Source organism: Skermania sp. ID1734 (assembly GCF_007489285.1).
Classification (GTDB): Bacteria; Actinomycetota; Actinomycetes; order Mycobacteriales; family Mycobacteriaceae; genus ID1734.
Genome location: NZ_VLIY01000006.1, coordinates 245,747 through 272,484 on the forward strand (window position 1 = coordinate 245,747; position 26,738 = coordinate 272,484).

Consider the following 26,738-nt stretch of genomic DNA (forward strand, 5'->3'; position numbering starts at 1 on the left):
TGTCGGCGCATTCAGCCTGAACAACTACACACGCGACAGGCCGACTCAGAGATCCAGGACCAACCGGCCGTCACCGCGAGACACACAGATCAGCATGTCGCCCGCCTCGCGTTCGCCGGGAAGCAGCGTCGACTCCCGATGCTGCGCTGTGCCGCCGAGCACCCGAACTCGACAGGTTCGGCAGAAGCCTTGCTGGCAGGAGTACGCGATGTCCGGGCGCGCTTGCCTAACCACGTCGAGCGCGCTGCGGTCGGCTGGAACAGTGAGAACCTCACCGGTGCTGGCCAGCTCGACCTCGAACTCCTTACCGTTCACCACCGGCGGCGCCGAGAAGCGTTCGTAGTGGAACTCCACGTCGCGTACGCCACGCAACGCGACGAGCATCCCGCTGACCATCGGTGCCGGCCCGCAGCAATAGATGGCCATGCGCGACTCGAGGTCGCCGAGCAGTTCGGCGGCCGTAGGCAGGCGGTGCTCGTCGTCGGTGCGCACGCTCACCCGTGCTCCGAACGCCTCGATCTCATCGAGAAACGGCAGCGACTCCCGGCTGCGGCCGGTGTAGGTCATCGACCAATCCAGGCCGACTCGGTCGGCAAGTCGCGCCATCGGCAGGATCGGTGTGATTCCGATGCCGCCGGCAATGAGGTGCAGGCGCCGGGCGGGGGAGCCGTATCCGGGCACGGCAAAGCCAAAAGCATTGCGGGGTCCACCTACTCGCAACGCGGTGCCGACGCGGACCCGGTCGTGCAGTTCGATCGATCCACCGCCGCCGCCGGGAATCCGGCGCACGGCGATCCGGTAGCGACGCCGGTCGGCCGGGTCGCCGCACAGCGAGTACTGCCGGCGCCGACCTGATGGCAGCGTCACATCGAGGTGGGCGCCCGGATGCCAGGGCAGCAGTGGGCGGCCGTCCAGTGCCATGAGATCGAGACTGACAACGTTCTCGTCCCGCGCTTGGACGCGGCGCTCTCGGACGACGAGCGTCAGGCTCGGATCCACTGGCTTGGCCACGACGTCGCGGCGATGCACGAGCGTCGAGGCCCGCACGTAACCGGAGACAAACCGTTCGTACGCCCGCACGACGAGGTCTTGGCGCGCCGCTCCGTAGAGTCCGGCGGGTATCCGGTCCGGCGCCGGGTATCGGCCGCTCAAGATGCCGCGGCCCGCGCGGCCGGGGAGGTGGCCAGGTAGGCCAGGGCCTGCGCAGTGTTGCCGACCACCTCTGGGCTGTAGCCCGGCTTGAGGCAGTGCGCGAGGCTGCGGCCGATCATCGAAAAGGACGGCAGCGCGCCGCGACGCATCGAGCCAACGATTCGCCACAGCATTCGCGGGTACCCGGGCTTGTCCAGTGCCGGGTCCTCATGGGTCAGGAACTTGGCGCCGCGAATCAGGAACAGCAGCAAGCTGAACACGGCGATCACCATGGCGAGATTGCGTCGGGTGTAGCTCATGTCGAAGTACTCGGCGACGTCGTGGGCGACGTTGCGATGCTCGACCTCCTCCGCGCCGTGCCAGCGGTACAGATCCAGCATTGCCGGATCCGCGCCGAATCGTTCGAGGTCGGCATTGATGATCCAGTCGCCGAGGAAGGCGAACATGTGCTCGAGCCCGGAGATTACGGCCAGCCGTTCGAGCAGGTACTGCCGCTGCGCCACCGGGCCGAGCTCGGTCCGCGGCCCGAGGATCGTGCGGAAGATGTACTCGGCGTGAGCGACAAAGGGCCGCACGTCGATGCCGTTGCCCTCGAGAAACTCCTCGATCGCCTTGTCATGCGTGCGGGCGTGCATCGACTCCTGGCCGATAAAACCCAGCACGTCTTCGCGCAACTTCTCGTCGGCGATGAGTGGCAGCGCTTCCGTGAACGCGGCGCAGAACATTCGTTCGCCCTCGGGCAGCAGCAGCGTCAGCGCACTGATGAGGTGTGAGGCGACCGGATCCAGCGCCATCCAATGCAAGGGCGTGTTGCGCCAATCGAAGCTGACATTGCGGGCATGCACGTCGACCTTTCCAGGGTCGAGTGCCGAAACTTTCCGGCTCATCGCAAACTCCCCACGAACTGTCGCGTCGCCTCGGCCACCACAGTCGGCTGCGAATAGGGCAGCCAGTGGCCGGTGGGTAATTCCTGGCGAACGAGTCGGCGCACCCACCGCTCGGTGTCGGCGTACCCGGCCGCCCGAACAGCGACGTCGCGGGTGTTGATCAGCAACTGCACCGGAACTTCGGTGTGCCGTTCGCGCGGATTGAGCAGGCGCTGGGCGATATTCGCTCGGTAGATCCGCAGACCGCTGACCATGTCCGCGCGCAGCGTGGGCGCGAACTGGGCTTTGTCGACCGGCATGCCTTCCATGAAGCGTAGCGCGAGACGCCAGTTCCGTTCCGTGCCGAGCAATCCGAAGAACCAGCGCGGCAACCCGGGCATCATGAAAAACGCCGTGTAGGCCGACGACACGAGTTGGCTCAGCGGTCCCGCAACATTGCGTGGCGTCGGGCGGGCCAGCCGATCGCGGACCCACCAACCGAGGTGATCGAGGTTGGGTCCAGAGATCGACGTGAACGACGCGATCCGGCGTTCGGCGCCCGGTTCGCAGACCGCCTCCCACCCGGTGACCGATCCCCAGTCGTGGGCGAGCAGATGAACCGGCTCGGAACTGGTCGCGTCGATGACGGCGAACAGATCCTTGGCCAGCTCTGACAGCCGAAAGTCACTGACGTCCGGTGGATTAGTGGATTCACCGTGTCCGCGCACGTCGTAAGCGACGACGTGGAATTCGTCGGCCAGAAGCGGGACGACCCCGCTCCAGAGGTGATGGGTGTCTGGCCAGCCGTGTACGAGGACGATGGTGGGCGCGTCGGGCGGGCCATATTCGTGCACGGCCAGTTCGATGTCGCCGTTGCGCACCGTGCAGGCGCGTGAGGATGCCAGAGTTGACGTCATTGTCAATCCTTTGGTTTGTCGCCGAATCAGGCGGAGACCTGCTTGCCCTGCATTGCGCCGATGAGACCCTGCGACTCGATCAGCCCCTCGTCACTAGGAGCCTGGCCGGCGCCGAAGACCCGCGCTTCTTGCTTGGCCCGCAGCGCCTTGTGCGCCTCGGCGGGAATGTCGTAGCCGTAGCGTCGCTGAGCTTCCCGCGGCGTCATCGTGGCCGGCGACTGCGCCGGAATGCCGAGCACGGCCGGCATGGCGATCGGCGCGGTGGTGGGCACCAAGAAATCCGCGACCGCGGCGTAGAGCGCCTTGTTGCTGCCGATCACGCCGAACGCGACGCGCAGGAACCATTGCACCATCAGATCTTCAGCCCCCGACTGGCTGATTCCGAAGAGCTTCCGGAAGTGGCGCGGATAGGTCGAAATGGTGCCCTTGGCGAGTAGACGGGCAAGCGGGATCTGCAGCGGCCGACTCCACGCCGGCAGATCCTCCGGGAACGCGACCTCGGTGTGCAGGATGAAATCGGTCATCGACTGTGCCAGCTCCGACGCCGCGATCCGCGGCCGCCAGCTTTCGAAGTAGGCGCGGACCTCGTCCCGGCTGCGCGGAACGTCGGCGGGATCGATCGTCTGCAATTCGGCGGCGCGGGCGCATTCCGCCCAGTACTGGCGCTCCTCGTCCTCGGTCAGCTTGCCCGGGCCGAACTTCTCGTAGCAGTACAGGATGGAATGCCAGGCCGTGACGTGGATCCAGAGCTGTGACTCCGGCGAGTTGGCGTCGTAGGTGCCGCCGGTGACGGGGTCGGTGCCGATTGCCTTGGAATGCACCTTGACCAGCACGTCTGCGGCCTTCGTTGCGGTCGCCGTGTCACCGAAGGCGACAAGTGCGAAGTAGCGCATGGTTCGCTCGTAACGGGTGCGCGGGCGGTAGCGGACGCCACCGCTGTGCTCGACGGCAGCGTTGAGGTTGGGGTCGAGTTGCTCGATGGTCACCGACCGCTGAAAGCCCATCAGCGCCGAACTCGGATACGACCACACCTTCCAGGTCACCGAGCCGGGGCCGAAGAAGCCGTAGTCGGCGCTCGGCGAGTAGTTCTTGCCGGGATCGGAGATTCCGACCACTTCCAGCATTCTGGAGACACCCAGCATCGCGGCTTCCTTCATCGTTGGAGGTGCAGTGGCGTACCGGTAGGCACGTTCCATGTTACCGGCGGTACGGTAGTTGGACAATGGACCGCGTCTTGTCCAATGTCAAATCGAGATCGACCCGAGACTTGGCTGATTCCCCGCGAGCTGGGTCTAATGCACCGGTGACCACTGCAGACGCCGCCCAAACGGCCCGCGCGCGCGTTCGCGAAGAGTTCATCGACGCCGCGTACCGCGTGATCGATACCGACGGTCCGCGGCCGAGCATGGACGCGATCGCGCGCGCGGCGGGTGGGTCCAAGCCGCGGCTGTACCGGCAGTTCGCTGACAAGCACGAGCTGTATACGGCGATCGCGCAGCGGATGCGCGAGGACATCTATCGCCGGGTGCTCCCGGACTTCAACTTCGCGCTGCAATCGCCGATGCGTTCGCTGCGCCATGCGATCACCGGCTATGCCGAGGAGATCGGCGGCCATCCCAACGTGTTCCGCTTCCTGGTTCTGGGCTCGTCGACACCGAGCGGCGAGCCGGGGTCCTTCCCGCTGGACATCGGGCGCGAATTGGCACAGCGGATGCAAGACCTCGCCACGGCGATGCTGGAGGCGGTGCACGTCGACTCGAGCGGGATCGACTACACGGCGCAGGCCGCCGTGGGGTCGATCGTGGCCTGTACCGACCTGTGGCTGTCCAAGACCCCTGAGGATGAGCCGCCGCCCGTGCAAACGTTCGTAGACGAGGTGAGCGACCTGGTTTGGGGCATCATCGCTGCCTTTCTGCGACGCCACAAACTTGACGTCGACCCCGACGAGCCGATGTTCGTCGCCCTCACCAGGGCCCAGGAGTCGGCAGCCAAGAAGTAGTCCGAACCGTGACAAGATGGCCGGGTGAGCACGCAAGCCTGGATCATCATTGCCATCGCCGCCGCCCTCGTGCTTATCGTGCTGGTGGCAGGGCTGCTGCGCTACCGCCAGCGGCGAATTTCGCTGACCAGCAAGCCGACGCAGGCGCTCGAGGACCGTTCCGGCGGCTATCAGGCGGGCGGTGGCTTCACCTTCAGTCAGGGCGGAACCGCCACTGCACCACCGGTTGTTCCGCCACCTCGTAGCGACGCCGCGCCTGCAAAGCCAGCGGGCCCCGACACCACGCCGCCGGTTCCCGAGCGGACCGATACCGAGGGCCAACCGCGGGTCGGTGACGACGCGGCGATCCCACGCGATGCGCCAAGGCGCGGGATCACCGACGTGCGGCTGCCCGAGCCGACACTCGATGAGCCGGGCGCCCCGCAGGTCGACATCCCCGCCCCCGCGGTACCGGACACCGCCGAAGGCGCCGCAACGGCGCCTGCCATCGAGGAGATCGAGCCCACTGAGGGACGTCTCGAGCGGCTGCGCGGACGGTTGTCGCGTTCGCAGAACGCGGTCGGCAAGAGTCTGCTCGGTCTGCTCGGCGGCGGCGACCTCGACGAGGACTCCTGGGAAGAGGTCGAGGACACGCTGCTGATCGCAGACCTGGGCACTCCGGTCACGATGGCGGTGGTCAACGACCTGCGCGAAAAGATGGCGTCGCGCAGCGTCCGGACCGAGGCGCAGGCACGCGCGCTGCTCCGCGAGGTGCTCATCGAGCACTTGCACCCGGAGTTCGACCGTTCCGTGCGCGCGCTGCCGCACGACGATCATCCGTCGATCCTGTTGGTCGTCGGCGTCAACGGCACCGGCAAGACCACCACGACCGGCAAGCTCGCTCGCGTATTGGTCGCCGACGGTCGGCGGGTGCTGCTCGGCGCGGCCGACACCTTTCGCGCGGCCGCGGCGGATCAGTTGCAGACGTGGGGGGAGCGGGTGGGTGCCGACACCGTGCGCGGTCGTGAGGGTGCCGATCCCGCCTCGGTGGCTTTCGATGCGGTCAGCACCGGCATCGCCGAGGGCGTTGATGTCGTGGTGGTCGACACCGCGGGCCGCCTGCACACCAAGACCGGCCTGATGGACGAACTCGGCAAGGTCAAACGCGTCATCGAGAAGGCGTTGAACGCTCGCTCCGCAGGCTCCGCCCTACCCGCATCGGTCGACGAGGTACTGCTGGTGCTCGACGCCACCGTCGGTCAGAACGGCCTCACGCAGGCTCGCGTGTTCGCCGATGTCGTTGACATCACCGGTGTCGTGCTCACCAAATTGGACGGCACTGCCAAGGGCGGAATCGTCTTCCAGGTGCAGCACGAACTCGGTGTTCCGGTGAAGCTCGTCGGTCTCGGTGAGGGCGCCGACGACCTGGCGCCGTTCGAGCCCGCCGCGTTCGTCGACGCGCTGCTCGGCTGACACGCCCGGTAACTCGCAATCGAGAAAATCCGGCCTTACCTGATCACAGCCCAATAACATGATTCACGCTCGACAGGCGGCCGTTGCGGTCTGTTCGTGCAGCTCAATGGGCAGATCCGCGACGAAGCAGGAGATCTCGATGCGAGGAATTATCAAGAAGGCGGCCGCGAGCGCCATCATCGCCACCGGCGTGGCGGCAACCGCGTTCGTCGGCACCGGAACCGCTGCGGCGGACCCGGACCCCGGCTGCACCGTGACCCCGGTGTTCAACACGGCGGCGTATTCACACTGCCTCGGCCCGGTGTGGCACCGGATCCTGATTCACTGTTTCCAGTGGCCGACGCCGTTCACCTACTACCGGTACGGCCCGCCGGAATACCAGGGCAACCTCTCCTGGAGCAGCTGCGACCTGCCGGGCACGTTCTGGTATGCCGAGGTGGTTCCCGGCTGAGCGTGGCCGATTGTGAGCTGAAAGCTCCGTTCTCTTGACGAGGACGGAGCTTTTGCTTTTGCTTCGCCCAGCGACAAAGGCACTGGCTCACGGGCTTGAAAACCGGGTTTTGCGCCGGACGAAACCTGCGCGCAACAGTCGCCCGGCATGCGTTCACCTGTGCGAAACATCGAAGTGTCGTCACGGAAACACCGACTGAGCACCCTTTCGAGCAGGTCATCAGCCGCCCCCAGGCTGGGCTATTGGATGAGGAGGCTCAACGGTGGATTCGTTCCCACTAATCGGCGCGCCCGACGCCGGTGACACAGCATGGATGCTGGCAAGTTCAGCACTCGTGCTGCTCATGACTCCGGGCCTGGCGTTCTTCTATGGCGGCATGGTTCGTGGCAAGAACGTGCTCAACATGATCATGATGAGCATCAGCGCCATGGGCCTGATCGGTGTGTTGTGGTCGATCTACGGCTTTTCCATGGCGTTCGGTGAGGACAAGAACAACCTCTTCGGCGATCCCTGGCAGTACTTCGGGTTGCGCAAGCTCTTCGGCGGCGCCTACCTGGCCAGCGGCTCCTCGCACGCGGCCGTGCCGCTCGCGGGCACCATCCCGGCGACCGTGTTCGTCGCATTCCAGGCGATGTTCGCCATCATCACCGTCGCGTTGATTTCCGGCGCGGTGGCCGATCGGCTGCGCTTCGGACCGTGGCTGGTGTTCGCCGGTATCTGGGCGACCGTCGTCTACTTCCCGGTGGCGCACTGGGTGTTCGCGTTCGACGGGGTGACCGCCTCCCATGGTGGGTGGATCGCGAACAAGCTCAAGGCCATCGACTTTGCCGGTGGTACCGCGGTGCACATCAACGCCGGTGCGGCCGGCCTGGCGCTGGCGCTGGTGCTCGGCCGCCGCAACGGCTGGCCGAAGACGCCGTTCCGGCCGCACAACCTGCCGTTCGTCATGCTGGGGGCCGGGCTGCTGTGGTTCGGATGGTATGGCTTCAACGCCGGCTCGGCTGTCGGTTCCAACGGCGCGGCCGGTGCGACGTTCATGACCACGACCGTCGCTACCTGCGCCGGGATGCTGGCCTGGTTGGTCGTGGAGAAGCTTCGTGACGGCAAGCCCACCAGCCTCGGCGCGGCGTCGGGCATCGTCGCCGGTCTGGTGGCCATCACCCCGTCCTGCTCGTCGGTGAACGTGCTCGGCGCGCTCGCTATCGGCATCGTCGCCGGCGCGATCTGCGCGCTGGCGGTCGGCCTGAAGTTCCGGTTCGGCTTCGATGACTCGCTCGACGTCGTCGGCGTGCACCTGGTCGGCGGTATTCTCGGCACCCTCATGGTCGGCCTGGTAGCCGCTCCCGAAGCACCGGCTGGAGTCAAGGGCTTGTTCTACGGCGGCGGCCTCGATCAGTTGTGGCGTCAGGCCGTCGGCGCCGGTGCGGTGCTCGCGTGGTCGTTCACTGCCGCGCTCGTCATCGCGTTCGCGATCAAGAAGACCATCGGCCTGCGAGCCAGCGACGAAGATCAATCTCTGGGCCTGGATGAATCGGAGCACGCGGAAACGGCATACGATTTCGCTGCACTGGGTGGTAGCCCCGCACTAAGCCGCGCGGCCGGCAGGGAGGCATGACAGAAATGAAGCTGATCACTGCAATCGTCAAACCGTTCACCCTCGAGGACGTCAAGGCTGGGCTCGAGCAGGCGGGTGTCCTCGGGATGACCGTCAGCGAGGTTCAGGGGTACGGCCGTCAGAAGGGCCACACCGAGGTGTACCGCGGCGCTGAATACTCCGTGGATTTTGTGCCGAAGGTACGGGTCGAGGTCGTCGTGGATGACGCGGCGGTGGACAAGGTCGTCGAGGTCATCGTCGAGGCGTCCCGGACCGGCAAGATCGGCGACGGCAAGGTGTGGGTGACGCCGGTGGACTCGGTGATCCGGGTGCGCACCGGAGAACGCGGCGCCGATGCCATCTGACCCGGAAGGGTCGCACGCCAGCGGCCCCGTTCCTGCCGATGCCACGGCGAGGGCGGGGCCGTCCGCTTCAGTGCCACCCGGAGCACACCGCGGTCCAGCCGATGCCCGGGATCTCGTGCGGGCGCGGGCGCAGTTGCTCGACAGGCAGGGCGGTCGCCGGCCGCGCCGCCTCGACGGCCCGACGCTGCGCCAGGCCCTGGTCGACCTGTACGACTTCTGGCTGACGACCAAGGGCCACGAGGTCGGCATCACCGACGAGAGCGGCTTCGCGCTCGTTGCCGTCGGCGGTCTGGGCCGGGGCGAGATGCTCCCGTACTCCGACCTCGACCTGGTGCTGTTGCACTCCGATCTGGCGCCCGAGACCGTGTCGGAGGTCGCCGATCAACTCTGGTACCCGCTGTGGGACGCGCACATCAAGCTCGACCACAGCGTGCGAACCGTGCCGCAGGCACTCAGCGTCGCCGCCGACGATCTCACCGCCGCACTCGGCATGCTCGAGGCCCGACACATCGTCGGCAACCGCGAACTCAGCGACGCACTCATCGGCGGCGTGCGCGGCGACTGGCGCAACGGGATCCGCTCGCGCTTCGACGAATTGGTGGCGCAGAGCCAGGCGCGCTGGGACCGCAGCGGTGAGATCGCGCATCGTGCCGAGCCGGACGTGAAGAACGGCCGCGGCGGGCTGCGTGACATTCAGTTGCTCGACGCGCTCGCGTTGGCGCAGTTGACCGACGCAATGCCGGGGCTGGGACCCGACGTCCCCGGCGGCGGCCTGGCCAGTGCGCATCGCCGTTTGCTGGACGTCCGTACCGAATTGCACCGGGTCGCCGGACGCGCTCGCGATCAGGTGCGCGCGCAGGACGCCGACGAAATTGGCGCGGCGTTGCAGATCGGCGACCGCTTCGACCTGGCCCGCACGCTGAGTGATGCCGCTCGCACGGTCGGCTACTCGGTGGACGTCGGGTTGCGCACTGCCGCCAATGCGTTGCCGAAACGAGGACTGTCGCGGCTGCGCCGTGGGCCCGTGCGCCGGCCACTCGATGAGGGAGTGGTCGAGCACGGCGGCGAGGTGGTGCTGGCTCGCGACGCCGCACCGAGCAAGGATCCGGGGCTGATCGTCAGGGTGGCGGCGGTGTCTGCGCAGACCGGGTTGCCGATCTCGGCGACCACGCTCAACCGGCTATCCGAGGCGGCTCCCGAGCTGCGCGAGCCCTGGCCGAAAGAGGCGTTACGGGACCTTTTGGTGCTGCTCGGCTCGGGCCGCAACGCCATCGGCGTGATCGAAGCGCTCGACCGGACGGGGTTGTGGGGCAGGCTCTTACCAGAGTGGGGCGCGGTGCGTGACCTCCCGCCCCGCGACGCGGTGCACACCTGGACCGTGGACCGTCACCTCGTCGAAACAGCCGCCTACGCAAGCGGTTTCACCACTCGGGTCGCTCGGCCGGATCTGCTCATGCTCGGCGCGCTGCTGCACGACATCGGCAAGGGCCGAGGCGGGGACCACAGTGTGGTCGGGGCCGAGCTCGCCACCCAGATCGGCAACCGACTCGGGCTACGGCCGGCGGATGTGGCGACCCTCAGCTCTATCGCGCGCCACCACCTACTGCTGCCCGACACCGCGACCCGGCGGGATCTCGAAGACCCCGCCACCGTGCAGGCCGTCGTCGACGCGCTCGATGGCGACCCCACGCTGCTCCAACTGCTCTACGTGCTGGCCGAGGCGGATTCGCTGGCCACCGGTCCGGGCGTATGGGGTGACTGGAAGGCGTCGCTGATCCGCGAGTTGGTCCGGCGCTGCCACCTGGTGATGGCGGGGGAGCGGTTGCCGACGCCCGATCCGATCGATCCGGAGCTGTTGCGGCGCGCGACTGACGGCGGCGTGCATGTCGACCTGCAACCCGGGGGCGGCCAACACACGTACGTGGTGACGATCATCGCGCCCGATCAGCGCGGGCTGCTCTCCGACGCGGCCGGCGTGTTGGCTCTGCACTCGCTGCGGGTGCTTTCGGCATCGGTTGGCAGCGAGGGCGGATCGGCCGTCAACTCCTTCGTCGTGTCGCCCAAGTTCGGCACTCCGCCCGCCGCCGGACTGCTGCGCCAGGAACTCATCCGCGCGATCAGCGGTGAGCTGGATGTGGAAGATCTACTCGCCAAAAAGGAACGGGATCAGGCGGCCAACCAGCCGATCGAGGTCGGGGTGCAGGGGGTGCCGACGGCCTATGCGGTGGCGCCGCCGCGGGTGCTCTGGTTCGACACCGACGATCCCGAGGTTGCGCTGCTTGAGGTGCGCACCGAAGACCGGCTCGGGCTGCTGAGCAGGCTGGCCGGGGTGCTCGAACAGCTCGGTGCGGACGTGCGCTGGGCGAAGGTGTCGACGATGGGTTCGGTGGTGATCGACACCTTCTGCGTTCGATTCGGCGAGCTGGATTCGCGGGCGCGGGTGGAGGCGGCGCTTCTCGCGGTGACGCCGCAGCCGGCGCCGAAGAAGGCCGTGGGTCCACAGAGCTAGTCCGGCAACAACTACGCTGGAGCGCGGCGTGTGTTGACCGCCAAAACCACGACGTAACGACCAGGAGCGCAATCGGTGTTCGAATCCCTCTCCGACAGGTTGACCGGTGCCCTCAAGGACCTGCGCGGCAAAGGGCGGCTCTCACCGGCCGATATCGACGCCACCTGCCGCGAGATCCGACTGGCCCTGCTGGAAGCCGACGTCGCGCTGCCGGTGGTGCGTAGCTTCATCGGGCGCATCAAGGAGCGGGCTAAGGGCGCGGAGGTGTCCGGCGCGCTCAACCCCGCCCAGCAGGTGGTCAAGATCGTCAACGAGGAGCTCATCGGCATCCTTGGCGGCGAGACCCGGCGGGTGCAGTTCGCCAAGCAGCCGCCCACGGTCATTCTGCTTGCGGGTCTGCAGGGTTCGGGTAAGACGACGCTGGCCGGAAAGCTGGCCAAGTGGCTGAAGGATCAAAACCACACCCCGCTGCTCGTGGCCTGTGACCTGCAGCGACCCGGCGCGGTGAGTCAGTTGCAGATCGTCGGTGAACGCGCCGGTGCCGCGGTGTTCGCGCCGCACCCCGGAACGTCGGTGGGTGGCGGCGAGAACGCGCTCGGCGTATCGGCGGCGGACCCGATCAATGTCGCGCGCGCCGGTATCGAGGAGGCGCGCAGCAAGCAATACGACGTGGTGATCGTCGACACGGCCGGCCGGCTCGGCATCGACGAGGAACTGATGCGCCAGGCCGCGGGCATCCGCGACGCCGTGGCGCCCGACGAGATCTTGTTCGTGCTCGACGCCATGGTCGGTCAGGACGCGGTCGCCACGGCCGAGGCGTTCCGTGACGGCGTCGGCTTTACCGGCGTCGTGCTGACCAAGCTCGACGGCGACGCCCGCGGTGGTGCGGCACTGAGCGTGCGTGAGGTGACCGGCCAGCCGATCATGTTCGCCTCCACCGGTGAAAAACTCAGCGACTTCGACGTTTTCCACCCGGAGCGGATGGCCAGCCGCATCCTCGGCATGGGTGATGTGCTGACCCTCATCGAGCAGGCTGAACAGGTCTTCGACCAGCAGCAGGCCGAGGCCACCGCGGCCAAGATCGGTAGCGGCGAACTAACGCTGGAAGACTTCCTCGAGCAGATGCTGGCCATCCGCAAGATGGGCCCGATCGGCAACCTGCTCGGCATGCTGCCCGGCGCCGGTCAGATGAAGGAAGCTCTAGCGCAGGTCGACGACAAGCAACTCGACAAGGTGCAGGCCATCATTCGGGGCATGACCCCGCAAGAGCGGGCCAATCCCAAGATCATCAACGCCTCGCGCCGGCTGCGGATCGCCAATGGGTCCGGTGTCACGGTCACCGACGTCAACCAACTGGTCGACCGGTTCTTCGAAGCCCGCAAGATGATGGCGCAGATGGGCCGTCAGATGGGTCTGCCGGGCGCGCGTAGGCAGCAGCGCGGCTCCAAGAAGGGCAAGAAGGGGCGCAAGGGTGGTCGCGGGCCGACGCAGCCGAAGATGCGCGGCGCGATGCCCGGATTCCCCGGCGGGATGCCCGCCGGAATGCCCGACCTGTCACAGATGCCGCCAGGACTCGACCAGTTGCCGCCCGGCCTGGAAAACTTCGACTTGTCCAAGCTGAAGTTCCCGAAGAAGTAGCGATGACGTCCGCGGTGCAATCGATTCCGGTGCATCTGCGGGGCACGTGCCTGCCCGGCGGCGAGCCGATCGAGTTCTGGATCCGTGACGGTCTGATTTCCTTCCAGCCGGTGCGCGGCGCGCAAACACTGTGCAGGCGCGGCTGGATTCTGCCCGGCCTGGTCGACGCCCACTGCCACGTCGGCATCAAGTACGGGGGCGGTCACGAGGACCGTGCCGGAGCGATCGCGCAAGCGGAGGTCGAGCGTGACGTTGGTGCACTGCTGCTGCGCGACGCCGGCTCACCGATCGACACGCGGTTCATCGACGACATGCCGGAGCTGCCGCGGATCATCCGCGCGGGCCGGCACATCGCGCGGCCCAAGCGCTATATCCGGGAACTCGGCATCGAACTCGACGACGAACGGACGCTCCCGGAAATCGTGGCGGAGCAGGCCGAATTCGGCGACGGCTGGGTCAAGATCGTCGGCGACTGGATCGACCGCTCCGTTGGTGACCTGGCGCCGCTGTGGTCGGACGCGATCCTGAAAGAGGCCATCGACGCCGCACACGCACATGGGGCTCGGGTCACCGCGCACGTGTTCGGTGAAGACGCGCTGCCGGGTTTGATCAACGCGGGCATCGACTGCATCGAGCACGGCACCGGCCTCACCGACGACACCATCGAGTTGATGGTGTCCCACGGTACGGCACTGGTGCCGACGCTGATCAACATCGACACCTTCCCGTCGATCGCGGCCGGCGCCGACAAGTACCCGGTGTATCAGCGGCACATGCTCGACCTGCACGCGCGCGTGCGCGAGACCGTCGGTAAAGCCCATGACGCCGGAGTGCCGATCTATGCCGGCACCGACGCCGGGGGCTCGATCGTGCACGGCCGGGTGTCGGATGAGGTCGACGCGCTGCGCGGAGCCGGACTGTCCGCGACCGACGCGCTGGGTGCGGCGTGCTGGGATGCGCGGCGCTGGCTGGGCCGGCCCGGGATCGAGCAGGGCGCATCCGCTGACCTGCTGATTTACGACGAAGATCCACGGTCGGGCGCCGAAGTGCTGCGCAACCCGGCGGCCGTGGTGCTGCGCGGGGTGGTTGTGAAGGGCTAGGGCCCGACAGCCGGTGGTTACCTGTCGAATCGACGAGCGAGCCGTACGACCGGTTCGTCGGAGCGCTGCGCCGTATGGCACAATTGCAAGCTTGTTAGCCCGTCTCCGGTTCCGTACCGCGCGGCGGTCACAACAACTCCCAACGCAAAACCGGGCCCGCGAGCCACGCGGTGTCGCCGAATTGCGCCGTGACCACCCGGTCGCTCTCGCGACCGCAAGAAAGGAATGGCTCGAAGTGGCCGTAAAGATCAAGCTCACCCGCCTCGGAAAGATCCGCAACCCGCAGTACCGCATCGTGGTTGCCGACTCGCGCACCCGTCGTGACGGCCGTGCCATCGAGGCCATCGGCAAGTACCACCCCAAGGAAGAGCCGTCGCTCATCGAGATCGATTCCGAGCGCGCCCAGTACTGGTTGAGCGTTGGTGCGCAGCCCACCGAGCCGGTGCTGAACCTGCTGAAGATCACCGGTGACTGGCAGAAGTTCAAGGGCCTGCCGGGCGCCGAGGGCACGCTGAAGGTGAAGCCTGCTAAGCCCTCTAAGCTGGAACTGTTCAACGCCGCTCTGGCCCAAGCCGAGGGCGAGCCGGACACCGCGGCCACCACCCCGAAGAAGAAGGCCGCCAAGAAGGCCGACGAGTCCGCCGACGCGACTGAGGCTGCCGACAAGTGAGTGCCGTTGTCGCCGACGCCGTGGAGCACCTGGTCCGCGGCATCGTCGCCAATCCTGACGACGTGCGCGTCGAGCTGATCACCGGCCGGCGCGGACGGACCATCGAGGTGCACGTGCACCCCGACGACCTCGGCAAGGTGATCGGCCGCGGCGGCCGCACTGCCACTGCACTACGCACCCTGGTCAACGGCATCGGCGGACGTGGAATCCGGGTCGACGTCGTCGACACCGATCAATAGCTCCACGGTGGAACTCGTCGTTGGCCGGGTGGCCAAGTCGCACGGCGTGCGCGGCGAACTGGTCGTCGAGATCCGCACCGACGAGCCGGAGCAGCGCTTCGTGGTTGGAACAACCATGCGAGCCCGGATGCCGCGTTCGGCGCAGATCAACGAGTATGTGATCGAGTCCGTGCGCGAGCACTCCGGCCGCCTACTGCTGACGCTGCATGGCATCACCGACCGCAACGCCGCCGACGCGCTTCGCGGGGCGTTGTTCGTCATCGACTCGGCGGATCTGCCGCCCAGCGACGATCCAGACGAGTTCTACGATCACGAACTCGAGGGAATGACGGTGCGCCTCGGCGACGGTACCGAGGTGGGCACGGTGACCGAGGTACTGCATTCGGCGGCGGGGGAGTTGCTTTCGGTACACACCCACGGCGACCGCGAAGTGCTGATCCCATTCGTCACCGCGATCGTGCCCGTCGTATCGCGCACCGACGGAATCGTCATCGATCCGCCGGAGGGTCTGCTCGAGTCGCAATGAAACTGACGGCCGTCACGATCTTTCCCGAGTACCTGCAGCCGCTGCGAACGGCATTGCTGGGCAAGGCAATCGAGCGGGGTTTGATCTCGCTGGACATCCATGACCTGCGGCGCTGGACACACGACGTGCACCGCTCGGTCGACGACGCGCCCTACGGCGGCGGCCCGGGCATGGTGATGAAGCCGACCGTATGGGGCGACGCCCTCGACGCCGTGTGCCCCGGCGACGCGCTGCTGGTGGTGCCGACGCCGGCCGGCGTGCCGTTCACCCAGCAGACCGCGCAGCGCTGGGCCGGCGAGCGGCACCTGGTTTTCGCCTGCGGCCGATACGAGGGCATCGATCAGCGGGTCTTCGACGACGCCGCGCGACGCGTTCGCGTCGAAGAGGTCAGCATCGGCGACTACGTACTGATCGGTGGCGAGGCTGCGGTCCTGGTGATGGTGGAAGCCGTCGCCCGACTGATTCCGGGCGTGCTCGGAAACGAGCAGTCCCACCAAGAGGATTCGTTTTCCGACGGTCTGCTGGAGGGCCCGAGCTACACGCGCCCGGTGACGTGGCGCGGGTTGGAGGTGCCGCCCGTCCTGCTCTCGGGTGACCACGCCAAAGTGGCCGCCTGGCGACGGGAGCAGTCGGTCGCGCGCACCCGGGCGCGGCGCCCGGATCTGTTGCCGGGCAGCCCCGATACGTCACACTGAGCCGGTGTGGGTGATCACCGCGCTCGCGGAAATCGGCATTCTGGCGTGGGCGGGTTTCGAGTTCGTGCTGCGCCGTCGATCGGATTCGGAGACCGGTAGCTGGACCGACAGCGGATCCGACCACGGCAGCACCCGAATCCTCGTCCTGTCGTTCCTTGGTTGCGTGGCGATTGCCTCATTGGCAGCGGTTTTCAATGTTGCGCAGATCGGCGTTGTCTGGCGGATCATTGCCCTCGCCGGTTTGGTCGCTGGCCTTGCGTTGCGGGCCTGGGGAATGGCGGTGCTCGACCGCCAATACACCCGTACTGTCCGGTCGATCCAGGACCACCAGTTGGTCACGGCCGGACCTTATTCGGTGATTCGGCACCCCGGGTATGCCGGGTCGATCGTGGTCTGGGCCGCCTATGCGTTCGCGCTGGGAAGCTGGCTGGCGGGCATCGTGGTATTCGCGGTGCTGATGGCGGCCTATGGGTACCGGGTGCGCACCGAGGAGCGGCTCTTGACAGGTGTGTTCGGCGAGCGGTATCGCGCGTATCAGCGGCGCACTTCTCGGCTGGTGCCCTTCGTTTATTGAGCGGTCATGCCCGCAACTGCGCGAACGAAAGTTGGCCGCACAGACGGGATTCCGTCTATTTGACGCACTTTCGTTGGATGCGTTGCGCGGGCGATCGGCGCTGTGCGAACTTGTCGGCGCCAGCCGGTAGTGTCTGCGCCGTGAAGAGTGTGGAGCAACGCCTCGCCGAAGAACTGAACGTCCGCCCCGAGCAGGTCGCTGCCGCGGTCGCCTTGCTGGATGCTGGCTCGACCGTGCCGTTTATCGCCCGCTATCGAAAGGAAGTCACCGGCGGGCTCGATGACGCCCAACTCCGCCAGCTCGAGGAGCGACTGCGCTACCTGCGTGAGATGGATGAGCGTCGAGCGGCCATTGTGGAATCCATCGAGGCGCAGGGCAAGCTGACCCCAGAGCTGCGGGCGCAAATCGTCGCTGCGGACTCGAAGGCGAGACTCGAGGACATTTACCTGCCGTACAAACCCAAGCGGCGCACCAAAGCCCAGATCGCGCGCGAGGCCGGCCACGAGCCCGTCGCCGATCAACTGTTGACCGACCCCGCCACCGACCCGGCGTCCTTCACCGCCGAGCAACTCGACGGTGCGCGCGCAATTCTGGTCGAACGCTTCGCCGAAGACGCCGACCTCGTTGGCGAGCTGCGTGAAACAATGTGGCAGCGTGGCCAAGTCGCCGCGACCGTCCGCAAGGGTAAAGAGGAGTCCGGCGCCAAATACGCCGACTATTTCGAGTTCAGCGAGCCCTTCGACCGGTTACCCAGCCATCGCGTGCTGGCCTTGCTGCGCGGGGAAAAAGAAGAGGTGCTCTGCCTCTCGTTCGATCCGGACACAGAAGAGCTGGCGCCCGGGGAGCGGACCGTCTACGAACAGCGCATCGCCGCCAGGTTCGGCATCGCCGACCGCGGTCGCCCGGCCGATCCCTGGTTGCTGGACACGGTGCGATGGGCATGGCGCACAAAGCTTTTGGTCAGTCTGGGCATTGATACCCGCACCCGATTGCGGCAGGCCGCCGAGAAGGACGCGGTCGACATCTTTGCGGCCAACCTGCGTGACCTGCTGCTCGCGGCGCCGGCCGGAACCCGCACCACGATGGGTCTGGATCCCGGGTACCGCACCGGCGTGAAGGTTGCCGTGGTCGATGACACCGGCAAAGTGCTGGCCACCGAGGTCATCTACCTGCATCAACAGGATCGGGCCATCGCTGTGCTCGGTGCCTTGGTCGAGCGGTTCGGTGTCGAACTGATCGCCATCGGCAACGGCACCGCATCGCGGGAAACCGACGCACTCGCCGCGGAACTCATCTCTCGAATCCCGGAACGCACGGTGCAGAAGATCGTGGTTTCCGAGGCCGGTGCATCGGTGTATTCCGCGTCGGCCTACGCCTCACAGGAACTGCCTGAGCTCGACGTGTCGCTGCGTGGGGCGGTGTCGATCGCACGACGTCTGCAGGATCCGCTGGCCGAGTTGGTGAAGATCGATCCGAAGTCGATCGGCGTCGGCCAATACCAGCACGACGTGTCCGAGACCCTGCTCGCCCGGTCGCTGGGTGCGGTGGTCGAGGACGCCGTGAACGCGGTCGGGGTCGACGTCAACACCGCCTCCGTGCCGCTGCTGTCGCGGGTTTCGGGCATTACCGGCTCGCTGGCGGAAAGCATTGTAGCGCACCGCGACCAGCATGGTTCCTTCCGCAGCCGCCCGGGGTTGAAGGAGGTCGCGCGGCTCGGCCCGAAGGCCTATGAGCAGTGCGCCGGGTTCCTGCGCATCCGCGGCGGCGACGACCCGCTCGACTCGTCGGCGGTGCATCCCGAGGCCTATCCGGTGGTTCGCCGAATCCTGAAACACACCGGCACGTCGGTCGAGAACCTGATCGGCAACGAACGCGTGCTGCGGACGCTGCGTCCCGCAGACTTCACCGACGAGCGCTTCGGTGTGCCGACCGTCGGTGACATCATCGCCGAACTCGAAAAGCCCGGCCGCGACCCACGTCCCGAGTTCAAGACCGCAACCTTCGCGGCCGGCGTCGAGAAAGTCGCCGATCTGAAACCGGGCATGGTGCTCGAAGGCGTTGTCACCAACGTTGCCGCCTTCGGCGCGTTCGTGGACGTGGGAGTGCACCAGGACGGCTTGGTGCACGTGTCGGCGATGTCGCACACGTTCGTGAAGGACCCGCGCGACATCGTGAAGTCCGGCGACGTGGTGAAGGTCAAGGTGGTCGATGTCGACGTCGCCCGCCAGCGCATCGGCCTGACCCTGCGCCTCGACGACGAAGTGGGAAACCAGGCGCGAGATCGACAGCCCGCCAACGCCGGTCGTGGGGGAGAATCGTCAGGCAAGCCGAATTCGCGGCAGCGACCTCAGCGCACCGGCCAGGGCAGGCAGCCCTCGAGCCAGGGTCGGCAGCAGCCGTCCGGCCAGAGCCGGCAGCAGCCGTCCGGCCAGAGTCGATCTGAGCCATCAGGCTCGATGGCCGACGCGTTGCGGCGCGCGGGGTTCGGCCGCTGAGCGAGTAGGAGACAGGGGCGGCGCGATGCATAGGTGGCTCGAGGAAGAAATCATCGCCCACGGCCGGCTGCCCCTGCTCTTCTTCCTGTTCGGCTTCATCGCCGGATTCCTGTGCATCCGGTTGAGCGTCCGTCTCATCCGCGCCAACGTCCGCTGGTGGCCCAAAAATGTCACCGCCGGCGGCTTCCACGTCCATCACGTCGTTTTCGGCATGGTGATGATGCTGGTGTCTGGCGTGGCGATCATCACGATCTACGAAGACGGCACCCAAACCAGCGGGGCTTGGTTGGCGGCGTTCTTCGGCGCCGGGGCGGCGCTGGTTCTCGATGAGTTCGCGCTCATCCTCTACCTCGACGACGTCTACTGGAAAGAAGAGGGCCGCAGTTCGGTCGATGCCGTGTTCGTCGCGGTCGCGGTCACCGCGCTGCTGTTGCTGGGGATGCGGCCGCTGGAACTGATGGACATCACCAGCTTCCGGCACGACCCGAACCCATGGTGGCGGTTGATGATCGTCATCCTCACCGTGATCAACCTGGCGCTGGCGGCCATCGTGATCGTCAAAGGCAAGATCTGGACCGGCCTGCTCGGCCTGTTCGTTCTGCCTTTCCTGATCATCGGCGCCATCCGATTGAGCCGTCCGGGCGCGCCGTGGGCCCGCTGGCGGTACTCCAAGAAGCCCCGCAAGATGGCGCGAGCGATGGCCCGGGAGCGCCGGATTCGCCGGCCGCTGATCCGGGCGAAGATATTCGTGCAGGACCTCATCGCCGGCAAGCCCAGCGTCACCCATGCCCGCGAGAGCGCGGAGGCCGAGCTGGCGCGGGTCGTGCACCCGGCCCCGCCGCCCACCGCGTCGGCTGAGCGCGCGCGAGGTTCGCGCGCGGAGGTCGCGCAGACCGGTACAGCCTGATTTCCTCGGGTGACCTCGCGTCTGGCACAATTGACGGGTTGCCCGCACCGCGTTGACGACGTTGGGAGCGAGGCATCAGCACCCCGACCTGAGTACGAACCGGTCGAGCACTGACGAGAAGTGCCGCCAGGTTCCTCTGCTCTTGCGAATCCGTGAGGATGGAACGACCGATGAACACCCTTGACTTCCTGGACAAGCAGTCCCTGCGCGACGACATCCCGGACTTCCGGCCCGGTGACACCCTGAACGTCCACGTGAAGGTCATCGAGGGCTCCAAGGAGCGCATCCAGATCTTCAAGGGCGTGGTCATCCGCCGCTCGGGCGGTGGAATCCGCGAAACCTTCACGGTTCGCAAGGTTTCCTTCGGCGTCGGTGTGGAGCGCACCTTCCCGGTGCACAGCCCCAACATCGACCACATCGAACTCGTCACCCGCGGTGACGTCCGTCGCGCGAAGCTGTACTACCTGCGCGATCTGCGCGGCAAGGCGGCGAAGATCAAGGAAAAGCGCTGAGCGCCTGACACCTCGAGCCTTTCGGCCCACCGCAAACTGGCGGGCTAACCTGTTCGGGTGACAGACGAGACTCCGACGGTGGAGAAGAACGAGCCGGATGACGAACCGGTAGGCCGCAAGGACGCCAAGGCAGGCAAGCCGAAGAAGAAGCAACGTTCCTTCTGGCGCGAATTGCCGATCTTGATCGTCGTGGCGATGGTCCTGAGTTTCCTGCTACAAACCTTCATCGCGCGCGTGTACCTCATCCCGTCGGAGTCGATGGAACCCACCCTGCACGGCTGCGCCGGCTGCACCAACGACCGAATTCTGGTGGAGAAGCTCAGCTACGACTTCGGGGACCCGCAGCCGGGCGACGTGGTCGTCTTCCTCGGCCCGCCGTCGTGGGACAGCGACTACCACTCGATCCGGTCCGACAATGCGATTGTTCGGGGCCTGCAGAACATAGGTTCCGTGTTCGGCCTGGTCCCGCCAGACGAAAATGACCTGGTCAAGCGGGTCATCGCGGTGGGCGGCCAAACCGTGCAGTGCCGGAAGGCCGATGGCGGCGTTACCGTGAATGGCAAGTTGCTCAACGAGCCTTACCTGAACAACCCGATGATGACCGCCGCCAAACAGGCCAACCCGTGTCTCGGACCGGAGTTCGGACCGATCACCGTGCCGAAGGGCAACGTCTGGGTGATGGGCGACAACCGGATCAACTCCGCCGATTCCCGCTACCACATGGGCGATTCGCTGCAGGGCACCGTCCCGATCGACAACATCCGCGGCAAAGCCAAATTCATCGTGCTGCCGCCGGGTCGTTGGGGGGTAATTTCCTCGCCGAACCCGCAGGCCAGCTAAGGGCGCTGCGATGGCTGGCTGGCCGCCGCGAACCATGATTCGCCGATGCGGGGGACTTCGAACCCTCGAATCGGCGCTTATCCGCGGCGGTTTAGGTCCGGTGGCGGGTGTCGATGAGGCCGGACGCGGACCGTGCGCGGGGCCGTTGGTTGTGGCGGCGTGCGTGCTGGCGCCGCGGCCGCAAACCGCGCTCGCCGGCCTCGATGACTCCAAGAAGCTGACCGAACGGGCGCGCGAGGAACTGTTCCCGGTGATCAAACGGCTGGCGCTGGATTGGCACGTCGTGGTGATCCCGGCGTGGGAGGTCGATGCCATTGGCATCCACGTCGCGAACCTGGAGGGCATGCGCCGCGCGGTCGCCGGGTTGGCGCACCGACCCGGATACGTGCTCACCGACGGCTTCCGGGTGCCGGGCATACCGGTGCCGTCACTGCCCGTGATCGGCGGTGACGCGACCGCCGCGTGCATCGCCGCGGCGAGCATTTTGGCCAAGGTGACCCGCGACCGGATGATGATCGAACTCGATCAGAAGCTGCCTGGGTACGGGTTTGCGCTGCACAAGGGGTATAACACGCCAACCCATACGGCTGCGCTCGCGCAGTTGGGGCCGAGCAGCGAGCACCGGATGTCGTGGCGCAACGTGGCCGGGCTGGTCCGCGGCAGCCGCGTGAGCATGGTCGCAACCGTCGACGCGACCGAGCTGGAATTGGACCCGGTGGCCGCAGATGTTTCCGGTGCGACATGATTGATGACAAGGACATCCGACCAGGAGGTACGCCCGCCCGATGAGCGCCGAAGACCTCGAGAAGTACGAAACCGAGATGGAGCTCTCCCTTTATCGGGAGTACAAGGACATCGTCGGTCAGTTCTCGTACGTCGTGGAAACCGAGCGCCGCTTCTACCTGGCCAACTCGGTGGAGTTGTTGCCCCAGAACGCCGATGGCGAAGTGTATTTCGAGGTTCGGATGGCCGACGCCTGGGTGTGGGACATGTATCGGCCGGCGCGGTTCGTCAAGCATGTCCGGGTGATCACGTTCAAGGACGTCAACATCGAGGAGTTGGACAAGCCCGACCTGCGGCTGCCCGACTAATAGGTTAACGCTGTTATCCACAGCGTCCGACTCATCCACAGATTTACTGTTTTCCCAGGTAGCGTCACGGTGAGTGGGTCGCGTCCTCAGCCACAGTTGGCTCATGACGCACAATCTGGCGCTCGGCGCCCACGGTGAAGAACTGGCCGCACAGATGCTTGTGGCGGCCGGCCTGGACATCCTGTGTCGCAACTGGCGTTGCCGGCACGGCGAGATCGACCTGATCGCCCGAGATGGCGACACCGTTGTGTTCGTCGAGGTCAAGACCCGGCGCGGGACCGGTTTCGGCACACCGGCCGAGGCGGTCACCCCGGCCAAGCAAGCCAAGATCCGCCATCTTGCGTCCGCGTGGCTCACCGAGCGGGCCGGTCCGTGGGTTCCGGTGCGCTTCGACGTCGTGTCGGTACTGATCAGCGACGGCGCGGAACCGGTCATCGAGCACCTCGCCGGGGTGTTCTGATGGCGCTTGGCCGAGCACATTCGGTGGCGGTGAGCGGCGTCGACGGCCAGTTGGTGGAGATCGAGGCCGATATCGGTCGGGGCCTGCCGGGAGTGCACCTGGTCGGATTGCCGGACACCGCTCTGCAGGAATCCCGCGACCGAGTCCGCGCGGCGGTGACGAATTCGGGCGCCGAGTGGCCGGACCGACGGGTGATCCTGGCGCTGTCTCCCGCAACGTTGCCGAAGGTCGGCAGCGTGTACGACCTGGCCCTGGCGGCAGCCGTGCTGGACGCGGCCGGTCAGATTCCCAAGACCCTGATCGAAAAGACAGTGCTGCTGGGCGAATTGGCGCTCGACGGCCGGGTCCGGCCCGTCCGGGGCGTGCTGCCGGCGGTGATCGCGGCCAAGAACGCCGGGTGGACGCGGGTGGTGGTGCCGGAATCGGCGCTTGCCGAGGCTGGCCTCGTGGCGGGCGTGGATGTGCTCGGCGCTCGTACGCTGCACCAGGTCATCGAGTGGCTGCGCGGCGAGGGTGGCCTCCAACGCCCGGACACGCCACGCCTGGCAGCCGACCCCGCCAGGCCGGACCTGAGCGAGGTCGTCGGCCAGGAGGACGCTCGGTGGGCGGTCGAGGTGGCTGCCGCAGGGGCCCACCACCTCATGCTCGTCGGTCCGCCGGGGATCGGGAAGACGATGCTGGCGCAACGTCTTCCGGGCCTGCTGCCGCCACTGACCGAGGCCGAGGCGCTGGAGGTCACCGCGATTCATTCGCTGGCTGGGCTGCTGCCCGACGACAATCCGCTGATCACCACGGCGCCGTTCGTCGCGCCGCACCATACGACGACGGTTCCGGCGATGGTGGGCGGTGGCTCCGGGTTTGCACGGCCGGGCGCGGTCAGCCGGGCACACCGGGGCGTGCTGTTTCTCGATGAATGCGCCGAAGTGGGCACCAAGGTGCTCGAGGCGCTGCGTACGCCGCTCGAGGACGGCGAGGTGCGCATCGCCCGCCGCGACGGCGTCGCCCGCTACCCGGCGCGGTTCCAACTGGTGCTTGCGGCGAATCCGTGCCCGTGCGCGCCGCCGCGCGACGCGGACTGCGTCTGCGCACCCACCGCCCGGCGGCGCTATCTGGGCAAGCTCTCCGGACCGCTGATGGACCGTATCGACCTGCGGATAACCATGCGGCCCAATGCGACCGGCGCCTACACCAACGACGTCGCCGAACCGAGCGAGAAAGTGCGCGAACGCGTCGCGGCCGCGCGGGCCGCGGCGCTAGAGCGATGGCGGGCACATGGCTGGACGACGAACGGCGATGTGCCCGGTCACGCCCTGCGGCAACGGTTTCGGCCGCCACGCATGGCGCTGGCACCGATCGAACAGGCGCTGCGCCGCGGCAAGCTCACCGCCCGCGGAGCCGACCGCGCGCTGCGTGTTTCCTGGACGCTTGCCGACCTTCGCGGCGCCGCGGTGCCGGACATCAATGACGTCGACGGCGCGCTGCGCTTCAAAGATGGAGGCGGGAGATGAGACTGGACCCACGCCGGGCGGCGTACGCGTACCTGTCCTGGGTAGTGCAGGGCCCGTGTGCGCCGCTGAACGAATTGGTGGCGAAAGTCGGTGTCGAGGAGGCTGCGCGGGCGGTACGCGAGTGCGAATTGCCCGCCCCGCTGCGCAAGCGAACCGAGGCCCGCCGGAGTCTCGACCCAACCACTGCGCACATGGACCTGCTCGACCGGATTGGCGCCCGCCTGGTCACGCCCGATGACGACGAATGGCCGCACTGGCGCATGCTCGGTTTCGGGGGCATGGATGTGCGGCGTGATCCCGACGGTGCGGCTCCGTTGGCGCTGTGGGTGCGCGGCAACGGCGGACCCTTGGCGAAGTTCACCGAGCAGGCGGTCGCCGTTGTCGGCACCCGCTCGCCGAGCGAGTACGGCGGGTATCAGGCGGCGGACATGGCGGCCGGTCTGGTGGCCGAAGGATGGACCATCGTGTCGGGCGGCGCTTTCGGCATCGACAGCACCGCGCACCGGGCGGCGCTGGCGGTCGAAGGGCGCACGATTGCTGTGCTGGCCTGCGGCATCGACAACGACTACCCCAGAGCCCACGGTCGCCTGCTGCGGGAAATCGCACGGACCGGATTGGTGGTCAGCGAGTATCCGCCGGGAGTAGAACCGAAGCGGTATCAGTTTCTGGCGCGGAACCGGTTGATCGCCGGGCTGTCCGACGCTGTGGTGGTCGTCGAGGCCGGTCTGCGCAGCGGTGCGCGCAACACCGCGAAGTGGTCACGCCGGTTGGGCCGGCCGGTGCTGGCGATCCCCGGACCGGCGGATTCGGCCACGTCGGCGGGCTGCCATCAAATGATCCGCGAAGGCGAGGCCAGGCTGGTGACCCGGGCGAGTGACGTCGTCGATGAAGCGGGGCCACTGCGACTGGATCTCGGTGTCGACCCGGGCCCGCAGCGGCTTACCGACGCGCTGCGCCGCGACGAGCTCATGGTGTATGAGGCGTTGCCGAGCTTCGGTTCACGTAGTCCGCGGGAGTTATCGGAGGCTTCGGGTATCCGGGTCGCCGATCTCGATGCGATCCTGGGGCGGCTCGAGGGCAGCGGCTTTATCGCCGCCGACGAGTCGGGGTGGTATCGGGCGTGTTGAGTCGGCGCGGTGCGCATGGTCAAGCATGCGGGCCTGCAGTTGTTGCGTGAGGATCGTGAGTGTGACCAGCCGGATTCAAGGCACACGTCAACTGCGACAGTCACCCCGAGTTCGTATTCGAAGGCCGATCATGGAGCGGAGAGGACGAGTACCTGGATCTGAAAAAGATCTGGAAAAAGTCGCAGAAGAACACACCAGACTTCGCGCACACGAAAGCTCCCGCTCTCAACGCATTCCGGCAAGTTCTCTCAGACACCAGCACGGCTGAAACCGCATCCGGTACCGGTGGCGGACCACCGCCGCCGCCACGGGTTTCAAACCTGCCGGCAAGTGACGACGAGGGTGAACCTCGTATCAGCGACCGCGTTCGACAGCACATTCTTCAGGGAGACAACAGAGGTGGCGGTCACCTGTACGGAACGAACATCCCGAACAAGACCGAGTTCCCCGAGACGTGGGATGAAGATCAGATCATGAACGCGGTCAGGCGCGTGCACGCGAACCCGAGCCATATCGAACGGAAAGCGAACTTCGACAATGTCCACTGCACCATCGACGGTGTCCGCATACAGGTTCGCATGAACAAGCGCGGCGACGTCATCACCGCTCACCCACTCGACGGTCATGGAGTAATGCGGAACAGCAAGACTGACGGTCGTTTGAAGGCTCCCGTTCCTCTTGGCTCTGTGCAGATACCGGGCGTACCGTTGTGATCATGTTCGATGTGTTCGCTTTCGCTGAGACCGTGGCGCGTGCCGCGGTGTTGAGTGATGCGGATCGCGCCCAGGTCGATGTGGATTTGCATGTTGGTGAGGCGCAGTTGGCTGTCCTCGATGCTGCGACCGCGACAACCCGACCGTTGCCGGCGGCGATGATCGCCACCATTCGCGGCGAGATGCTCGCGCACGGGATGTTCAACGACGATGATGCGCGGCGCCTCGCGGACGCGCTTGATCAGCAAACACGACGCAGCGCATAACGCGCGCGCGCTCATCGGTCAAGTATCGATCTTGACCGGCGCCGAACCTCCCAATTCGCCGTATCTCGTGCG

Annotated in this window: 28 protein-coding genes; 23 read left to right on the forward strand and 5 right to left on the reverse strand. The window is 66.7% G+C overall.

Annotated elements, in window-relative coordinates; genetic code table 11:
- Nucleotides 1-45 precede the first annotated feature (45 nt).
- Genes FOS14_RS09970 through FOS14_RS09985 form a run of 4 tightly spaced genes read right to left on the reverse strand, consistent with a single transcriptional unit; the run spans nt 46 to nt 4,131 of the window.
- A complete protein-coding gene (locus FOS14_RS09970) occupies nt 46-1,152 on the reverse strand; it encodes a PDR/VanB family oxidoreductase (RefSeq protein WP_143770130.1) in 1,107 nt (368 codons plus the stop codon).
- The gene (locus FOS14_RS09975) at nt 1,149-2,039 is read right to left on the reverse strand and encodes a metal-dependent hydrolase (protein ID WP_143770131.1); all 891 of its coding nucleotides are present in this window, start codon (nt 2,037-2,039) and stop codon (nt 1,149-1,151) included. The genes FOS14_RS09970 and FOS14_RS09975 overlap by 4 nt, the downstream gene beginning before the upstream one ends.
- The gene (locus FOS14_RS09980) at nt 2,036-2,935 is read right to left on the reverse strand and encodes an alpha/beta fold hydrolase (RefSeq protein ID WP_143770132.1); all 900 of its coding nucleotides are present in this window, start codon (nt 2,933-2,935) and stop codon (nt 2,036-2,038) included. Before FOS14_RS09980 ends, FOS14_RS09975 begins: the two co-directional genes overlap by 4 nt.
- A gap of 26 nt (nt 2,936-2,961) precedes the next feature.
- Nucleotides 2,962-4,131, reverse strand: coding sequence for an oxygenase MpaB family protein (locus FOS14_RS09985; RefSeq protein WP_255450203.1), 1,170 nt, complete (start codon nt 4,129-4,131; stop codon nt 2,962-2,964).
- Nucleotides 4,132-4,238: 107 nt separating this feature from the next.
- On the opposite strand from FOS14_RS09985, the gene FOS14_RS09990 reads away from it, so the two are divergent.
- The 23 genes from FOS14_RS09990 to FOS14_RS25480 all read left to right on the forward strand — a co-directional run bounded on the left by FOS14_RS09990 (nt 4,239) and on the right by FOS14_RS25480 (nt 26,400).
- A complete protein-coding gene (locus FOS14_RS09990; protein ID WP_255450204.1) occupies nt 4,239-4,934 on the forward strand; it encodes a TetR/AcrR family transcriptional regulator in 696 nt (231 codons plus the stop codon).
- Nucleotides 4,935-4,958: 24 nt separating this feature from the next.
- A complete protein-coding gene (gene ftsY, locus FOS14_RS09995; protein ID WP_143770134.1) occupies nt 4,959-6,386 on the forward strand; it encodes a signal recognition particle-docking protein FtsY in 1,428 nt (475 codons plus the stop codon).
- Between the two features lie 139 nt (nt 6,387-6,525).
- Nucleotides 6,526-6,837 carry a hypothetical protein gene (locus FOS14_RS10000; RefSeq protein ID WP_143770135.1) on the forward strand — a complete coding sequence of 104 codons (312 nt, stop codon included), beginning with the start codon at nt 6,526-6,528 and terminating at the stop codon, nt 6,835-6,837.
- A 262-nt stretch (nt 6,838-7,099) separates the two neighbouring features.
- Entirely contained in the window at nt 7,100-8,452 is a 1,353-nt protein-coding gene (locus FOS14_RS10005) for an ammonium transporter (RefSeq protein WP_255450205.1), read from the forward strand.
- A gap of 5 nt (nt 8,453-8,457) precedes the next feature.
- Nucleotides 8,458-8,796 (forward strand): P-II family nitrogen regulator, encoded by a 339-nt coding sequence (locus FOS14_RS10010; RefSeq protein WP_143770191.1) that lies wholly within the window; start codon nt 8,458-8,460, stop codon nt 8,794-8,796.
- Entirely contained in the window at nt 8,786-11,305 is a 2,520-nt protein-coding gene (locus FOS14_RS10015; protein WP_143770136.1) for a [protein-PII] uridylyltransferase, read from the forward strand. The genes FOS14_RS10010 and FOS14_RS10015 overlap by 11 nt, the downstream gene beginning before the upstream one ends.
- A 75-nt stretch (nt 11,306-11,380) precedes the next feature.
- Nucleotides 11,381-12,943, forward strand: coding sequence for a signal recognition particle protein (ffh, locus tag FOS14_RS10020; RefSeq protein ID WP_143770137.1), 1,563 nt, complete (start codon nt 11,381-11,383; stop codon nt 12,941-12,943).
- A 2-nt stretch (nt 12,944-12,945) separates the two neighbouring features.
- Nucleotides 12,946-14,043 (forward strand): amidohydrolase family protein, encoded by a 1,098-nt coding sequence (locus FOS14_RS10025; RefSeq protein ID WP_143770138.1) that lies wholly within the window; start codon nt 12,946-12,948, stop codon nt 14,041-14,043.
- A 235-nt stretch (nt 14,044-14,278) separates the two neighbouring features.
- Nucleotides 14,279-14,713 (forward strand): 30S ribosomal protein S16, encoded by a 435-nt coding sequence (gene rpsP / locus FOS14_RS10030; protein ID WP_143770139.1) that lies wholly within the window; start codon nt 14,279-14,281, stop codon nt 14,711-14,713.
- On the forward strand, nt 14,710-14,952 hold the full coding sequence (locus FOS14_RS10035; RefSeq protein WP_143770140.1) for an RNA-binding protein: 243 nt from the start codon (nt 14,710-14,712) through the stop codon (nt 14,950-14,952). The genes rpsP and FOS14_RS10035 overlap by 4 nt, the downstream gene beginning before the upstream one ends.
- A gap of 7 nt (nt 14,953-14,959) precedes the next feature.
- On the forward strand, nt 14,960-15,478 hold the full coding sequence (gene rimM, locus FOS14_RS10040) for a ribosome maturation factor RimM (protein ID WP_143770141.1): 519 nt from the start codon (nt 14,960-14,962) through the stop codon (nt 15,476-15,478).
- Nucleotides 15,475-16,173: a tRNA (guanosine(37)-N1)-methyltransferase TrmD gene (gene trmD / locus FOS14_RS10045; RefSeq protein ID WP_143770142.1), complete on the forward strand. Its 699-nt coding sequence runs from the start codon at nt 15,475-15,477 to the stop codon at nt 16,171-16,173. Before rimM ends, trmD begins: the two co-directional genes overlap by 4 nt.
- Before the next feature lie 4 nt (nt 16,174-16,177).
- Nucleotides 16,178-16,747, forward strand: a complete 570-nt coding sequence (locus tag FOS14_RS10050) for an isoprenylcysteine carboxylmethyltransferase family protein (protein ID WP_185981705.1) — start codon at nt 16,178-16,180, stop codon at nt 16,745-16,747.
- A gap of 77 nt (nt 16,748-16,824) precedes the next feature.
- On the forward strand, nt 16,825-19,242 hold the full coding sequence (locus tag FOS14_RS10055; RefSeq protein ID WP_143770144.1) for a Tex family protein: 2,418 nt from the start codon (nt 16,825-16,827) through the stop codon (nt 19,240-19,242).
- 25 nt (nt 19,243-19,267) lie between these two features.
- A complete protein-coding gene (locus FOS14_RS10060; protein ID WP_143770145.1) occupies nt 19,268-20,149 on the forward strand; it encodes a hypothetical protein in 882 nt (293 codons plus the stop codon).
- A 170-nt stretch (nt 20,150-20,319) separates the two neighbouring features.
- Nucleotides 20,320-20,661, forward strand: coding sequence for a 50S ribosomal protein L19 (gene rplS, locus FOS14_RS10065; protein WP_143770146.1), 342 nt, complete (start codon nt 20,320-20,322; stop codon nt 20,659-20,661).
- Nucleotides 20,662-20,739: 78 nt separating this feature from the next.
- The gene (gene lepB, locus FOS14_RS10070; protein ID WP_221936689.1) at nt 20,740-21,501 is read left to right on the forward strand and encodes a signal peptidase I; all 762 of its coding nucleotides are present in this window, start codon (nt 20,740-20,742) and stop codon (nt 21,499-21,501) included.
- 10 nt (nt 21,502-21,511) lie between these two features.
- The gene (locus FOS14_RS10075; RefSeq protein WP_143770147.1) at nt 21,512-22,246 is read left to right on the forward strand and encodes a ribonuclease HII; all 735 of its coding nucleotides are present in this window, start codon (nt 21,512-21,514) and stop codon (nt 22,244-22,246) included.
- A gap of 40 nt (nt 22,247-22,286) precedes the next feature.
- The gene (locus FOS14_RS10080) at nt 22,287-22,592 is read left to right on the forward strand and encodes a DUF2469 domain-containing protein (RefSeq protein WP_143770148.1); all 306 of its coding nucleotides are present in this window, start codon (nt 22,287-22,289) and stop codon (nt 22,590-22,592) included.
- A gap of 103 nt (nt 22,593-22,695) precedes the next feature.
- The gene (locus FOS14_RS10085; protein WP_143770149.1) at nt 22,696-23,052 is read left to right on the forward strand and encodes a YraN family protein; all 357 of its coding nucleotides are present in this window, start codon (nt 22,696-22,698) and stop codon (nt 23,050-23,052) included.
- Nucleotides 23,052-24,560: a YifB family Mg chelatase-like AAA ATPase gene (locus FOS14_RS10090; protein ID WP_143770150.1), complete on the forward strand. Its 1,509-nt coding sequence runs from the start codon at nt 23,052-23,054 to the stop codon at nt 24,558-24,560. Before FOS14_RS10085 ends, FOS14_RS10090 begins: the two co-directional genes overlap by 1 nt.
- A complete protein-coding gene (dprA, locus tag FOS14_RS10095; protein WP_143770151.1) occupies nt 24,557-25,687 on the forward strand; it encodes a DNA-processing protein DprA in 1,131 nt (376 codons plus the stop codon). Before FOS14_RS10090 ends, dprA begins: the two co-directional genes overlap by 4 nt.
- A 473-nt stretch (nt 25,688-26,160) precedes the next feature.
- Nucleotides 26,161-26,400, forward strand: a complete 240-nt coding sequence (locus FOS14_RS25480) for a hypothetical protein (protein WP_221936690.1) — start codon at nt 26,161-26,163, stop codon at nt 26,398-26,400.
- Here the strand turns inward: FOS14_RS25480 and FOS14_RS10105 are convergent.
- Nucleotides 26,310-26,681, reverse strand: coding sequence for a hypothetical protein (locus FOS14_RS10105; protein WP_143770152.1), 372 nt, complete (start codon nt 26,679-26,681; stop codon nt 26,310-26,312). The two genes, FOS14_RS25480 and FOS14_RS10105, sit on opposite strands and share 91 nt — an antisense overlap.
- Nucleotides 26,682-26,738 lie beyond the last annotated feature (57 nt).

Excerpts from the sequence above, each read along its gene's own strand:
- FOS14_RS09975 (WP_143770131.1), bottom strand. The coding sequence starts at position 2,039 with ATGAGCCGGAAAGTTTCGGCACTCGACCCTGGAAAGGTCGACGTGCAT.
- FOS14_RS09980 (WP_143770132.1), bottom strand. The coding sequence starts at position 2,935 with ATGACGTCAACTCTGGCATCCTCACGCGCCTGCACGGTGCGCAACGGC.
- FOS14_RS09985 (WP_255450203.1), bottom strand. The coding sequence starts at position 4,131 with ATGGAACGTGCCTACCGGTACGCCACTGCACCTCCAACGATGAAGGAA.
- FOS14_RS10000 (WP_143770135.1), top strand. The coding sequence starts at position 6,526 with ATGCGAGGAATTATCAAGAAGGCGGCCGCGAGCGCCATCATCGCCACC.
- FOS14_RS10010 (WP_143770191.1), top strand. The coding sequence starts at position 8,458 with ATGAAGCTGATCACTGCAATCGTCAAACCGTTCACCCTCGAGGACGTC.
- FOS14_RS10015 (WP_143770136.1), top strand. The coding sequence starts at position 8,786 with ATGCCATCTGACCCGGAAGGGTCGCACGCCAGCGGCCCCGTTCCTGCC.
- FOS14_RS10025 (WP_143770138.1), top strand. The coding sequence starts at position 12,946 with ATGACGTCCGCGGTGCAATCGATTCCGGTGCATCTGCGGGGCACGTGC.
- trmD (WP_143770142.1), top strand. The coding sequence starts at position 15,475 with ATGAAACTGACGGCCGTCACGATCTTTCCCGAGTACCTGCAGCCGCTG.
- FOS14_RS10055 (WP_143770144.1), top strand. The coding sequence starts at position 16,825 with ATGCGTTGCGCGGGCGATCGGCGCTGTGCGAACTTGTCGGCGCCAGCC.
- FOS14_RS10060 (WP_143770145.1), top strand. The coding sequence starts at position 19,268 with ATGCATAGGTGGCTCGAGGAAGAAATCATCGCCCACGGCCGGCTGCCC.
- rplS (WP_143770146.1), top strand. The coding sequence starts at position 20,320 with ATGAACACCCTTGACTTCCTGGACAAGCAGTCCCTGCGCGACGACATC.
- FOS14_RS10075 (WP_143770147.1), top strand. The coding sequence starts at position 21,512 with ATGGCTGGCTGGCCGCCGCGAACCATGATTCGCCGATGCGGGGGACTT.
- FOS14_RS10080 (WP_143770148.1), top strand. The coding sequence starts at position 22,287 with ATGAGCGCCGAAGACCTCGAGAAGTACGAAACCGAGATGGAGCTCTCC.
- FOS14_RS10085 (WP_143770149.1), top strand. The coding sequence starts at position 22,696 with ATGACGCACAATCTGGCGCTCGGCGCCCACGGTGAAGAACTGGCCGCA.
- FOS14_RS10090 (WP_143770150.1), top strand. The coding sequence starts at position 23,052 with ATGGCGCTTGGCCGAGCACATTCGGTGGCGGTGAGCGGCGTCGACGGC.
- dprA (WP_143770151.1), top strand. The coding sequence starts at position 24,557 with ATGAGACTGGACCCACGCCGGGCGGCGTACGCGTACCTGTCCTGGGTA.
- FOS14_RS25480 (WP_221936690.1), top strand. The coding sequence starts at position 26,161 with ATGAACGCGGTCAGGCGCGTGCACGCGAACCCGAGCCATATCGAACGG.
- FOS14_RS10105 (WP_143770152.1), bottom strand. The coding sequence starts at position 26,681 with ATGAGCGCGCGCGCGTTATGCGCTGCGTCGTGTTTGCTGATCAAGCGC.